The sequence below is a fragment of the Brachybacterium sp. Z12 genome (assembly GCF_014400405.1).
Lineage (GTDB): Bacteria > Actinomycetota > Actinomycetes > Actinomycetales > Dermabacteraceae > Brachybacterium.
Genome location: NZ_CP060496.1, coordinates 796,565 through 809,640, shown reverse-complemented (window position 1 = coordinate 809,640; position 13,076 = coordinate 796,565). Strand labels below are relative to the sequence as shown.

The following is a 13,076-nucleotide window of genomic DNA, read 5'->3' as shown; positions in this document are numbered from 1 at the left end:
TGATCACCGCGTGCAGCGGCGAGAAGCGACCCTCGACAGGGGCCTCCCCATCCGTGCGGCGAGCGCCTCGAGATCGGTCCGCGCGAGGAAGACGATGTCGTCGGGTGCGAAGTCGCCCTCCACCGGCAGGTTCCGCAGCAGCGAATCCAGCTCCGCCGCGTCCACGTCGCCGAGGGCGCGGGTCTCGTCGTCGGAGAAGTCTCCGTCCACCGGCAGATCGGCGAGGGTGACCCGACGGTCCTCGGCATGCTCGGCCCTCTCCTGCGCCGACTCACGCTCGGGGACGATCGTCCAGACCTTCTCCTCGTCGTGGTCGGTGGGAGCAGGAGTGTGCGGCGCCTCCGCCGGCGACGTCTCCGCCGACGGCGTCTCTGCTGGCGCTTCCTCCGCCGGCGGCGCGGCCTCGACCTGCGCCGGAGCGTCCGGATCGAGGTCAGGGCTCAGGTGGCGCTTGCGGGCGAGCGCCCGCACCACGTCGCGCAGCTGGGCGGCGCGGTGCAGCTGACCGCGCAGGTCCTTGCCGGTGGCGCGGTGATGGAGCTGGGCCGGGATCTCCTTGACCCAGAACCCGTTGCTCAGCGCGTCGATCGTCAGGGAGGTCTCCACGCCCCAGCCGGGAGCGAGCGGGAGGCACGCCTCCCAGGTCTCCCGCGTGATGCAGCGGGTCCCGGACAGCGGCTGGGTGGGCTCCCAGCCGGTGGCGCGCTGGATGCCGCGACGCGCGGTGCGCACCACGATGCCCATCCCGGAGGCGCCGTCCTGCGGGGGCAGCAGGGCGATGGCCATGTCCACGCCCTCGTCGAGCACCGCATCGACCAGCGGCTGCGCGGACTCGGCGGAACCGCCCATGTCAGCGTCGAGGAACAGCAGGGCACGGGGCACGCTCTCGCCCGGATCGATCACCGGCAGCGGGCCGGTGTGCCCAGGCTCGCGCGGCTCAGCGTGCAGCTCCTCGGAGAAGCTCTCGCCGCCGTCGGCCCGCTCGGCGTCCTCACGGATCGCGATCACCTGCGCGCCGGTGGCCATCGCCGCGGCCTTGCCGCGGTTGGTCTTGTGGCGCACCACCAGGGCGTCGGCCCCCATGGCGACGGCGGAAGTCGCGTCGGTGGAGCCATCGTCGACGACCACGACCAGGTCCACGCCCGCGATCCTGCGGGCGGACTCGATGGTCGCCTCGATCCGCTCCGCCTCGTTCTTGGCGGGGATCACGACGGCCACCCGCTCGGGGCGGTGCGCCGTCAGCAGCCCCGCGGGGCTCATCGCAGGGTCACCTGACGTGCCACGATGCCGCCGCGTGCACGCCGCTCGAGCGTAGTCAGCGGCTCGGTGGCGGCGAGCGCCTCCTCGAAGCGGGCCCGGAACGACTCCGCCTCCGCCTCGGCGGCCTCGGCGCCGGCACCCTTCGGAAGATCCCACACCGGGATCGAAAGGCCCTCGGCACGGAAGGAGCCGACGTACTTCGCTCCCTCGCAGAGCGCGGACTCACGACGGGCGTGGAGGCGGGTGACCGCATCGATCACCTTCTCCTCGTCGGCGTCGAGCACCCAGCGCACATGCTCCTTGGGACCGGCATCGACCCAGTAGGCGTGGGGCAGGCCGGCCACGGGGCGGGTCTGCATGATCGAGTCGTTGGCCTGCGAGATCGCCTGCTCGATCTCCGCAGTGCGCTCGGCGCTGGGATCGAGCCAGAACTCGAAGGTCTCCTGGACCTGGATCTCGAAGTCGCCGCTGAGATCGAGGACATCCTGCAGCCGGGGCGCATCCTCGTCGTCGGGGGACGGTGGTGACCGGGTTGCCGGGCTCGAGTGCTGCGGCGAGCTTGATCGCCTGACCGAGACCGCGGGAGAGGTCGTTGCCGGGGTAGGCGGCCTGGATGCCGACGGTGACGGAGCCGTCCGTGCGGCGCACTGCGGGCCATGCCATCGGCAGGATGGTGGCGAGCTCGACGTCGAGGCCGCCGTACTCCTCGGTGGTCTTCACGGCCATCGTCGCGGCCGGGATCAACTGGCGCATCGCCACCAGGTCCTGCTCGTTGGGCAGGCCCTCGAAGGGGCGGCGGACCAGCTCGTTGCTCGAAGGGGAACTCATGATGGGAAGTCTACCGATCCCAGGGCGTGATCGCGGCGACCTCCGCGGTGGGGGCGGCGCGACCTCCGCCGGCATCCGGTGTCCTCATGCGTACAGGCCGGCCGTATATCGCGGGGGCTGTACGCATGGGGACGGTCGGTGCACAACTCCCGCTCGACGGCGACGCCCCCGTGCGGCGCGGGTCAGCGGGTCAGCGGGTCAGCGGGTCAGCGGGTCAGCGAGGATTCTCCGCAGTCACTGTCCACCTCGACCTCGAGCCCGTGGAGGCGGATAGTGGTGACACCCTTCCAGGAGTCGATCCGGAGCACGCCGCCCGCGGGGCCCGCCGTTTCGAAGCCGTAGGCCGAGCCTCCGGTGTACCCGGGGTCTCCGAGAGCGTCCAGCCCGTGCTCCTGCAGCACCGCGTCGAGGCGCTGTTCGCGCTCGGCCCAGCCGGGATCGTCTTCAGGGAGCGCCAGCTCGGTAGTCCATTCCCCGGGCGCCAGCGACAGATCCCCTCGTCATCCTCGGCCAGCGCTTCGCCCGTCGGCCCCTCCCAGGAGAGGTCTTCGTCGAGTGCGACTGCCTCCTGCAGCTCGACGACGAGCGCGTCGATCTCTTCGCGTGCTTCCTCCAGCGGGGCTGCAGCGCCTCCGCCTGCCGTGCATGCGGACATCATCATGACGAGCACTCCTCCCCACAGTCCTCGGACAGACCACCTCTGCATTCGCCCCTCCTCAGGCTCGCACCCACGCTATCCACAGCCCGGGCGCGGCACCAGCGCTTCCCAGTTATTGTGGGCGGAGCGAGGACATGAGGGGGAAAGATGTTCTATGGGGCGGACACCACGAGCGTGCGGGACCATGCAGCGCGCTGCACGGACGGCGCCTCGAGGGTGCAGGACATCGCCGAACGGCTCCTGGCCGCCGTGCACGGCGTCCATTGGACCGGCCCCGACTTCGATCGCTTCGCCGTCGAAGCCCTGCGATCCACCGCTCTGATCACGGCGGCCGGAGCGGCGCTCACCGATCGAGCAGCCGAACTCCACCTTCACGCCGAGGAGCAGGACGGAGCAAGCACCCCCGATAGCGGCGCTGGGGAGAGCACCATCGCGGAGATCTCGCCCAAGACGTTCGCACAGCTGCTGCAGCGCATGGCTGAGGGTGATGGTGCCTCCGCAGAGGCGCTGCGCCTGTTCTGTTCGGCGCGGAAGGGAAGAGCACGTCCGAGGACCTCGGCGGCGAGCTCGACCCGGAACAGATCGACTCCCGAAGCATCGACCTCGACGACATCGAGCAGTTCTCCGCTGCGGAGGATCTCAGCCAGGGACGTATCGGCAACTGCTGGTTCCTCGCCTCTCTTGCCGCTGTGGCGGAGCAGAACCCTGAAGTGATCCAGGAGCACATCCGTCTCGTCGAAGGCGACACCCCCGAGTCGGACTATTGGGAGGTCGATCTCTGGGACGGTTCGGAATGGGTCACGCACGAGGTCACCCAGGACGAGATAGTCCGAGACGGTGTACGGGACACCGATGGGGACATCACGTGGATGACCATCTATGAGCGTGCGGCCGTCGAGCATATGGGTGGCGAGTACGGAGACATCGAAAGGAACTTCGCCGGCAAGGGATTCGACATCGTCGCCGGTGACAACGGATCGATGTCGCTCAGCCTCAGCCTGGACTCGATCGAGTCGAAACTCGATGAAGGGCAGAGCGTCGTCACGAGCACCCCGCCGGCGATCCCGCTGATCGGCCCGGCGGACGATGTCGTCCCCGGCCATGTCTACGTCGTGGATGAAGTGATCCGGCCGACGGACGGATCCGAGCCGAGGATCAGGCTCATCAATCCCTGGGGAGACCCCCACGCCAGCAAGCCTGCGGTGCTCGAGCTGACGCAGAGCGAGTATCAGCGCAGTTTCGTCTCACATAACTCCCTCGCGCACTGAGCACGCCGCCCCCGCGTGCGCCCCGCCTCGCCCTCACACCACGTGCGTGCCGACCTCCATCAGTTCCGTCGCGCGCTCCTCGAGGTCCAGCGGCAGGGTGCCGTCGAGCATGTGCAGGGCGAAGTCGTCGCTGAGGCGCTCGAAGAACAGCGTGCCGCGCACGGAGTTGCCGTGCAGGTCGAGCTGCGGGGCGTAGCTGGCGAGTCCGAAGCGGGACGGCAGCGCTGCGATGATCCCGCCGCCCACCCCGGACTTCGCGGGCAGGCCCACATCACTGACCCAGTCCCCCGCGTTGTCGTACATCCCGCAGGTGAGCATCACCGAGAGCACCTGGCGGGCGGCGACCCGGGAGAACACCTTCTGCCCGGTCAGCGGATTGGTGCCGCCGGAGGCGAGGGTCGCGGCCATCACCGCGAGGTCGGTGACGGTGGTGAGCACCGCGCAGCCCTCGATGTAGCCGCCCACCACCTCGGCGGCGTCTTCGCTCATCGAGCCGGCGGCGCGCAGCATGTACGCGAGCGCGAGGTTGCGGTCGGCGGTGGTCAGCTCCTCGTCGCGGGTCGCTTCGTGCAGCTCGAGAGGGCGGCCGGCGGCGGCGTCCAGCACATCGCGCAGGCGCTTGGTGCGCTCGGCCTGGGTGGGGCCGAGCATCGCGTGGGTGCGGATCGCCCCGATGTTGACCAGTGGGTTCTTCGGCTTCTTGGAGTGCCGGTCGATGCTGAGGGCGTTGAACTCCTCCCCCGTCGGCTCCTCGTCGACCACAGAATCGACGTAGTCCATGCCGTGGAGGTCGATCGCAGCGCCATAGGCAAAAGCCTTGGAGATCGACTGCACGGGGAAGGCGTGGTCCGTGCCGGCGGAGGTGATCTCCCCGTCGATCGAGCAGGTGGCCACGCCGAGGTGGTCATCGCGTGCGCCGGAGAGATACGAGAGCTCGGGGATGTCCCCGACCTCCTCGGCGCTGCCGGAGATGCCCCGATCGGGCAGGATCGCCCCGAGCTCCTCGGAGGTCTCGGGCACCGTCGCCGTGGAGAGGGCGACGGTGAGGCGGTTCAGGTACGTGGTCAGTGCGCTCGTCACGGCACCGACCGTACAGGCCTCCGCCTCGCCACATGAGAGACTGCCTCGCCCGCCCCGACCTCGCGAGATACCGTGAGGCATGACCGTTACGCCGCTGCTCGACACCGATGTCATCGCCCGCCACACCCTCGCGCACGACGCCTCCTCTTTCCTGCTGCTGCTGGAGGCGTGACGCGATGAACATTGTGGAATGGCGACATCCGGTGCGTGTGCCCGAGCCGTATCGCAGCCTGTTCGTGATCGCGATCGGGGTGATCCTGGTCCGCACCTTGCTCCCCTATTCGGCGACGTTCACCCTGGTCGTCAGCTTCGTGGGCGGCGCGGTAGGAATCGCGTTCGCCCTGGTGGTGCTCTCCCGCGGCTTCGATCCCGTGGTCCCGCGCTCCTGGTCCGAGAGCGGCTTCATCGTGGCGCTCCTGCTCGCTCTGATGCTGGTGATGTCGGTGTCCGAGGGATTCTCGTGGACCGGACGCTTGATCGGAGTGATCGTCGGCATCGGCATCGCGGTCTGCGCCTTTCATGTGGCGGAGGTACTGCATCAGCGGAGCAGCTCCAAGAGCAGCCCGCGAGGCTGACGAACGCCGTCCGCTGTCATGACCCGCCGGTAGTCTTCCCAGCGGTCCTCCTCCCCGGTGACGTCCTGCGTCCCACCAGCGGCTCCCCGCCCACTTCCCAGGTGGGACCGCACAGGACGACTCCCGAGGAGGACGATGCCCATGATGGGCGGACACCACGCGATCAGCGGCACCGCCGCCTGGATGGCCCTGGCCGGCTCCACCTCGATGATGGGGCATGCGGCGGGGTGGGGCCTGTGGGACCTGACGCCCGCGCAGGTGATCGCCGGGGCTGTGGTCGCCACCGGCGCCGCCCTGCTGCCGGACATCGACCATCCCAGTGCCACGATCTCCCGCTCCGGAGGCGGCCTCACGAAGGCGCTCACCCGAGCTGTCAGCTCGGTGGCCGGGCATCGCGGGGCGACCCACACGCTCCTGGCCGTCGCCGCCTTCACCGCGCTGGCGGCGTTCGTGAACGGGCTCGACTGGCAGGTCCAGGTGCCCGTGCTGGGCGAGGTGCAGGCTGGCGCCGCGCTCCTGGTCGCCGTGATGTGCGCCTTCGGCACCCGGGCGCTGAAGGCGGTCAAGGGAAGACTGCTGCCGTGGGTCGTGGGCGCCGGTTCCGGACTGCTGGTCGGGGTCGTCGCGCCGGACACGTCCCTCTGGCTGCCGGCCGCCGTGGCCGTGGGGACGCTGGCCCACCTCGTCGGCGACCTCCTCACGACCGACGGGATCCCCTTCCCCACCTGGCCGCTGACCGTGAAGCCGCCGAAGCGGCTCGCCTCGCCCTTCTGGCAGCGCAGCGGGGACATCGCCCTGCCGCTGCTGGGCAACGCCGGCAGCGCTCGCGAATGGCTGCTGTGCACGGTGCTGACCGGCTACGCCGCGGTCACGACGATCGCAACCATCGCCGGGGCACCCGAGGTGCTGAGCCTCTGAAGCACGGGTGAGCAGAGCCCAGAATCCTGAAAGATCTTGCAGGTTCTGCTCTCACCCTTGAGCATGTGACCTGCGCCCCCTACAGTGGAGACGGCAAATCACCGCACAGTCGAGGGTTTCGCCTTGCAGTTCTTGCAGGATCGTCGTTCTCCGTCGGCTCCTGCGCGCCCTCCCCGTCGGCCCCGGCCGGCGCCCTTGCTCGGACAGAGGAGTCCCCGCATGTCGGTCCCGCGGTCTGCCCATCCCATCCGCATTGCCACCCCCTCGCGCCTGCTCGCGGCGGTCACCTCGCTGCTGATGGCGACGGCCACGATCCTCGGCACCGCCCCGCTGGTGCACGCCGTCGGCCCGGCCCAGCCGGTGCTCGTCGGCTCCCTGCAGGACGAGCTGGGCTGCGGCGAGGATTGGGACCCTGCCTGCGAGGCGACGGCACTGGCACCCACCGATGCCGCCGGGATCTGGGAGTCGACCTTCGAGGTCCCCGCCGGGCAGTTCGAGGTCAAGGCCGCGATCGGCGGCGGCTGGGACGAGGCGTACGGGCTCGATGGCGGGGAGGAGAACATCCCGCTGGCCGTCGCGGCGCCCACCCGCGTGACCTTCCGCTTCGATGCGGAGACCACCCGACTCTCTGCGGCACTCGCTGACCAGGGCGGGGAGTACACCGAGGAAGATGCCGAACTCGCGCAGTCCCCTACCGCCATCCCGGCGGCGGCGAGATCTTCTACTTCGTGCTCACCGACCGGTTCGCCAACGGCGACACCTCCAACGACACCGGCGGGATCGAGGGCGACCGGCTGGACCACGGCTTCGACCCCGCTGACAAGGGCTTCTACCAGGGCGGGGACATCGCGGGCCTGCACGAGAAGCTCGACTACATCGAGGGCCTGGGGATGACCTCGATCTGGCTGACCCCCTCGTTCACGAACAACCCCGTGCAGGGCGAGGGCGAGGACGCGAGCGCCGGTTACCACGGCTACTGGATCACCGACTTCACCACCATCGACCCGCACCTGGGCACCAACGAGGAGCTCAAGGCCCTCATCGACGACGCCCACTCGCGCGGCATCAAGGTTTACTTCGACATCATCACCAACCACACCGCCGACCTCATCGACTACGAGGAGGGCGAGTACGGCTACATCGACCAAGCCACCTCCCCCTACCTCGACGCGGCCGGCAACCCGGTGGACGTCACCGCGCAGGCACAGTCCCCGGACTTCCCGGCGATGGATCCGGCGACCTCCTTCCCCTACACCCCGGTGCGCTCCGCGGAGAACCAGGTGATGGTCCCCGAAGTCCTCAACGACGTCACGATGTACCACAACCGCGGCAACTCCACGTGGGAGGGCGAGTCCGTCACCTTCGGCGACTTCGACGGCCTGGACGACCTCATGACCGAGGACCCGCGGGTGCTCGCGACTATGGAGGACATCTACACCACCTGGATGGACTTCGGGATCGACGGGTTCCGCATCGACACCGCCAAGCACGTCGACTTCGCCTTCTGGCAGGCCTTCACCGCGACGCTCGTCGACCATCAGGCCACGGCCCCGGCCGGGGAGCAGTTCTTCACCTTCGGCGAGGTCTACGACGCCGATGCGCAGCTGCTCTCCCCTATGTGCGCGACACCGACATGGACTCCGTGCTCGACTTCGCCTACCAGTCCTCCACGACGAACTGGGCCCGCGGCGGCACACCGCGCAGGGCATGGCGGGGCTGTTCGCAGCGGATGACCACTACACGACCGCGGACTCCTCCGCGGCGGATCTGCCCACCTTCGTGGGCAACCACGACATGGGCCGCATCGGCCATCTGCTGCGCGACTCCGACCGGCTCGACGAGCGGACCGCCTTCGCGCACGAGACCATGCTGCTGACACGCGGCCAGCCGGTGATCTACTACGGCGACGAGCAGGGCTTCGTGGGCGACGGTGACGACAAGGACGCCCGCCAGTCGATGTTCCCCAGCCAGGTGCCCTCTTACCTCGATGACACCCTGATCGACGGCACCCCCTACGGCGAGGGCGAGCACTTCTCGACCGACGCGCAGCTGTACCCGCTGATCAGCGAGCTCGCCACGTTGCGCAGCACCACCCCGGCCCTTGCCACCGGCGCGCAGATCGAGCTGCATGCCGAGGACGGCGCCGGGATCTACGCCTTCTCCCGCGTAGACCGCGAGGACAAGATCGAACATCTGGTGGCGCTGAACAACGCCTCCGAGGCGCGCACCGTCACCCTCACCGCCCTCACCCCGGGAGCGAGCTACTCCTCGCTGCACGGCGATCACGCCCCGGCGGCCGCTGCGGCCGACGGGACGCTCGAGGTCACCGTGCCCTCGCTGGGTGCCGTGGTATTGGTGGCCGATCAGCCCGTGGCCGCCGCCGGGGAGGCGCAGGAGCTCGCCCTGGATCTCGCCGACGGCGGCAAGGTCGAGGGCCGCGCCCCGATCTCCGCCACCGTCACCGCGGACCGCTGGGCGGAGACCTCCTTCAGCTGGCGCCTGGCCGGCGAGGTGGCCTGGACACCGCTGGGCACCGCGGAGGATGACACGCCGCGCGTCTTCCACGATGTGGCGGGCCTGCCCACCGGCACCCTCCTGGAGTACCGCGCCGTCTCCACCGATGCGGCCGGGAACCGGGTCGCGAACTCCACCACCGCCGTCGTCGGCGCGGACCTCTCCGTCGGCGGTGCCGAGAACGGCCCGGGCACGATCGGCGAGGACTCGGTGACCCTGCCCGGCTCGCACAATGCCGCGATGGGCTGTGCGGGCGACTGGCAGCCGGACTGCACCGCCGCCCAGCTCACCGAGGACCCCGAATCGGGCCTGTTCACGGGCACCTTCGACATCCCCGCCGGTGACCATGCCTTCAAGGTCGCCGTGGGCGGCGGCTGGGACGAGAACTACGGCGCAGGCGGCGTGCCCGGCGGCGAGGACATCACCTACACCCACGACGGCGGGCCGCTCACCTTCTGGTACGACCCCGTCACCCACGTGGTCCAGAACGGGGCCCAGGGCCCCTTCCTCACCCTCCCCGGCTCGCTCAACGCCGCCCTCGGCTGCCCCGAGGACTGGATGCCCTCGTGCATGCGCACCTGGATGCAGGACGCCGACGGCGACGGCATGTACACCTTCTCCACCGAGGACCTGCCCCGCGGGTCCTACGAGGCGAAGGTCGCCCATGGGGGATCGTGGGCGGAGAACTACGGCGTGGGCGGTGAGCTCGACGGCGACAACTACACCTTCTCCACCCAGGACGGAGAGACCGTGACCTTCAGCTACGACCTGGCCACCCACCAGCTGACCATCGAGGCCGCGGATCCGCTGACCTCGGGCTCCGGCAAGCAGCTGGGTCACTTCGTGGACGCCGGCACCATCGCCTGGCCCGCGGACCTGGTCACCGCGGAGGACGGCACCCGCTGGGAGCTGTTCACGGCGCCCGACGGCGGGCTCGCCGTCGCAGGCAGCGAGGTCACCGGAGGCGAGAGCCTCGGCGAGCTGACCCTGCGGGACGGCGGCCTGGACGAGGCCGAGCTCGCGGGCCGCGGGCACCTGAAGGACTTCCTCGCGCTGGATCTGCCGGAACTGGACCGAGCAGCGCTCGAGGAGGCGCTGCGCGGTGAGCTGGTGCTCGCCCAGCACGGACCGGAGGGCATCGAGGTCTTCACCGGACTGCAGATCCCGGGCGTGCTCGATGACCTGTTCGCCGACGATGCCGCCGCGCAGGAGCTCGGCGTGAGCTGGAACGACGGCGTGCCCACGCTGTCGCTCTGGGCACCGACCGCGCAGAGCGTGACGCTGCAGCTTCATGGCGCGGCCGAGACCGCCGGCGACCCGTCGGCCTCCCGTGCCGCCGCCGTGACCGAGGTGGAGATGGAGCGCGGGCCCGAAGGGATCTGGACCGCGATCGGGGAGGCGGACTGGGCCGATCAGGCGTACACCTTCGCGGTGGAGGTATTCGTGCCCGCCCTCGGCGAGGTCGTCACCAACACGGTCACCGATCCGTACTCGGTGGGCCTGACCCTGAACTCGCAGCACTCGGTGCTGCTGGATCTGGACGATCCGCGCTGGGCACCCGAGGTCTGGACGGACACCGCGGCGCCGACGGTCGAGCAGTTCGCCGACCAGACCATCTACGAGCTGCACCTGCGGGACTTCTCCGCCGGGGACGAGGCGCTGCCCGAGGAGCTGCGCGGCAGCTACGCCGCCTTCGGCCACCCCGACTCCGCCGGTTCCGCACGCCTGGCCGAGCTCGCCGAGGCGGGCGTGACCACCGTGCACCTGCTGCCCACCTTCGACATCGCCACCATCGAGGAGGACCGCGCCGCGCAGACCCAGCCGGAGATTCCGGCCGACGCGGGCCCGTCCTCGGACCAGCAGCAGGCCGCGGTCACCGAGGTCGCCGACCAGGACCCCTACAACTGGGGCTACGACCCGCTGCACTACATGAGCCCCGAAGGTTCGTACGCGAGCGAGGGCCACCAGGTGGGCGGCGAGCGCACCCGCGAGTTCCGCTCCATGGTGGGCGAGCTGCACGCGATGGGCCTGCAGGTGGTGCTCGACAAGGTGTACAACCACACCGCCGCGCACGGACAGGCGGAGACCTCCGTGCTGGATCGGATCGTGCCCGGCTACTACCACCGCCTGAGCCTCGAGGGCGCGGTGGAGACCTCCACCTGCTGCTCGAACATCGCCACCGAGCATGCGATGGGCGAGAGGATCATGGTGGACTCCACCGTGAAGTGGGCGCGGGACTACGGGGTCGACGGCTTCCGCTTCGACCTGATGGGCCACCACAGCGCCGACAACATGCTCGCGGTGCGCGAGGCGCTGGACGCGCTAACCCTCGAGGCCGACGGGATCGACGGCGCGAGCATCTACCTCTACGGCGAGGGCTGGGACTTCGGCGAGATCGCCGGCAACGCCCGCTTCACCCAGGCCACGCAGGGACAGCTGGGCGGCACCTCGATCGGCACCTTCAACGACCGGCTGCGCGACGCCGTCCACGGCGGCAGCCCCTTCGACACCGACAAGCGCACCGTGCAAGGCTTCGGCAACGGGCTCTACACGATGCCGAACGGCTACGCGGAGGCGAGCGAGGACGAGCAGCGCACCGATCTGCTGCACCGCACCGACCTGATCCGCATCGGCATGGCCGGCAACCTCGCCGACTACGAGCTGCTGAGCTCGGACGGCGAGGTGGTGCGCGGTGACCAGCTGGACTACAACGGCGCGCCCGCCGGGTACGCCACCCGTCCCGAGGAGACGGTCAACTACGTCGACGCGCACGACAACGAGGCGCTGTACGACATGAACGTGTGGAAGCTGCCGCAGGATGCGCCGATGGACGTGCGGCTGCGGATGAACACGCTGTCGCTGGCGACGGTGACGCTGGGACAGTCCCCCTCGTTCTGGGCGGGCGGCACCGATCTGATGCGCTCGAAGTCGCTGGACCGCGACAGCTATAACTCCGGCGACCACTTCAACACGATCGACTGGACCGAGCAGACCAATGGCTTCGGCAACGGCCTGCCGCCGGAGGAGAAGAACGGCGAGGCCTGGGATCTGATGGTCCCGATGCTCGAGGATCCGGCCAAGACGCCGACCCCCGAGGATATCGGGCTCTCGAGCGAGGTCACCCTGGATCTGCTGCGCCTGCGCTCCTCCTCGGCGCTGTTCACGCTCGGCGACGCGGACCTGATCAAGCAGAAGGTCAGCTTCCCCAACGCCGGTGCGGACGCCACCCCGGGCCTGCTGATCATGCGGGTGGACGACACCGTGGGCGAGGACGCGGATCCCGCGCTCGACGGCCTGGTGACGGTGTTCAACGCCTCCGACGAGCCGATCACGGAGGCGATCGACGACATGGCCGGGCTCGAGCACCAGCTGCACGAGGTGCAGGCCGGCGGCGCCGACGAGGTCGTCAAGGGTGCGAGCTGGGATGCGGCGACCGGCACCGTCACCGTGCCGGCGCAGACCGTGGCGGTGTTCGTGGCCCCGCAGGCCGGGGGCGGCGAGCAGCCAGGCGACGGAGACGAGGGTGAAGAGCCGGGTGACGGTGGCGAGGCGCCGGGCGACGAGGGTGAGGCCCCGGTGAGGGTGGCGCGGCACCCGGCGACGGTGGTGACGCTCCCGGTGACGGTGGTGACGCTCCCGGTGACGGTGGCGAGGCACCGGGCGCAGGGGACGAGGGCCAGGCTCCCGGCTCCGGCTCCGGTTCCGGTTCCGGCTCCGGCTCCGGCTCCGGCTCCGGCTCCGGCTCCGGCTCCGGCTCCGGCTCCGGCTCCGGCTCCGGCTCCGGCGCGGGCACCGACACCGGCTCCGGCTCCGGCTCCGAGGAAGCGTCCGACGGGGCACGCGGGCCCCTCGCCCGCACCGGCCTCGAGATCCTGCCCTGGGCGCTGGCGGCGACGGTCGCGCTCGCCGCAGGCATCGGCCTCACGGCCCGGGCACGCAGCAAGGTCTGAGTCCCCGCCCGCCAGGTCCCGCTCC

8 protein-coding genes and 2 pseudogenes are annotated in these 13,076 nt (G+C 70.2%); 5 read left to right on the top strand and 5 right to left on the bottom strand.

From position 1 onward, the window contains the following. Positions 1–3: 3 nt before the first annotated feature. The 4 genes and pseudogenes from H3H54_RS04320 to H3H54_RS04305 form a co-directional block, all read right to left on the bottom strand. Positions 4–1,260 (bottom strand): glycosyltransferase, encoded by a 1,257-nt coding sequence (locus tag H3H54_RS04320; protein WP_262425661.1) that lies wholly within the window; start codon positions 1,258–1,260, stop codon positions 4–6. Beyond that, positions 1,257–1,751, bottom strand: coding sequence for a DUF5926 family protein (locus tag H3H54_RS04315; protein WP_262426400.1), 495 nt, complete (start codon positions 1,749–1,751; stop codon positions 1,257–1,259). The genes H3H54_RS04320 and H3H54_RS04315 overlap by 4 nt, the downstream gene beginning before the upstream one ends. 106 nt (positions 1,752–1,857) lie before the next feature. Next, a pseudogene (locus tag H3H54_RS04310) lies at positions 1,858–2,013 on the bottom strand (DUF5926 family protein); the annotation flags it as partial. A gap of 281 nt (positions 2,014–2,294) precedes the next feature. After that, positions 2,295–2,489: a hypothetical protein gene (locus H3H54_RS04305; protein ID WP_262425660.1), complete on the bottom strand. Its 195-nt coding sequence runs from the start codon at positions 2,487–2,489 to the stop codon at positions 2,295–2,297. A gap of 404 nt (positions 2,490–2,893) precedes the next feature. On the opposite strand from H3H54_RS04305, the gene H3H54_RS04300 reads away from it, so the two are divergent. Together H3H54_RS04300 and H3H54_RS04295 are read left to right on the top strand one after the other, a co-directional pair. Beyond that, positions 2,894–3,460, top strand: a complete 567-nt coding sequence (locus H3H54_RS04300; RefSeq protein ID WP_262425659.1) for a hypothetical protein — start codon at positions 2,894–2,896, stop codon at positions 3,458–3,460. Then, positions 3,343–4,014 carry a C2 family cysteine protease gene (locus H3H54_RS04295; RefSeq protein ID WP_316249200.1) on the top strand — a complete coding sequence of 224 codons (672 nt, stop codon included), beginning with the start codon at positions 3,343–3,345 and terminating at the stop codon, positions 4,012–4,014. Before H3H54_RS04300 ends, H3H54_RS04295 begins: the two co-directional genes overlap by 118 nt. 33 nt (positions 4,015–4,047) lie before the next feature. Here the strand turns inward: H3H54_RS04295 and glsA are convergent, their stop codons facing one another. Further along, positions 4,048–5,094: a glutaminase A gene (glsA, locus tag H3H54_RS04290; protein ID WP_262425658.1), complete on the bottom strand. Its 1,047-nt coding sequence runs from the start codon at positions 5,092–5,094 to the stop codon at positions 4,048–4,050. Between the two features lie 176 nt (positions 5,095–5,270). Between glsA and H3H54_RS04285 the strand changes: the two genes are divergently transcribed. From H3H54_RS04285 to pulA, 3 genes and pseudogenes are all read left to right on the top strand, one after another. Beyond that, positions 5,271–5,669: a hypothetical protein gene (locus H3H54_RS04285; RefSeq protein WP_262425657.1), complete on the top strand. Its 399-nt coding sequence runs from the start codon at positions 5,271–5,273 to the stop codon at positions 5,667–5,669. 141 nt (positions 5,670–5,810) lie between these two features. Next, positions 5,811–6,587 (top strand): metal-dependent hydrolase, encoded by a 777-nt coding sequence (locus tag H3H54_RS04280; protein ID WP_262425656.1) that lies wholly within the window; start codon positions 5,811–5,813, stop codon positions 6,585–6,587. Positions 6,588–6,806: 219 nt separating this feature from the next. Continuing rightward, a pseudogene (gene pulA / locus H3H54_RS04275) lies at positions 6,807–13,051 on the top strand (pullulanase-type alpha-1,6-glucosidase). Positions 13,052–13,076: the final 25 nt, after the last annotated feature.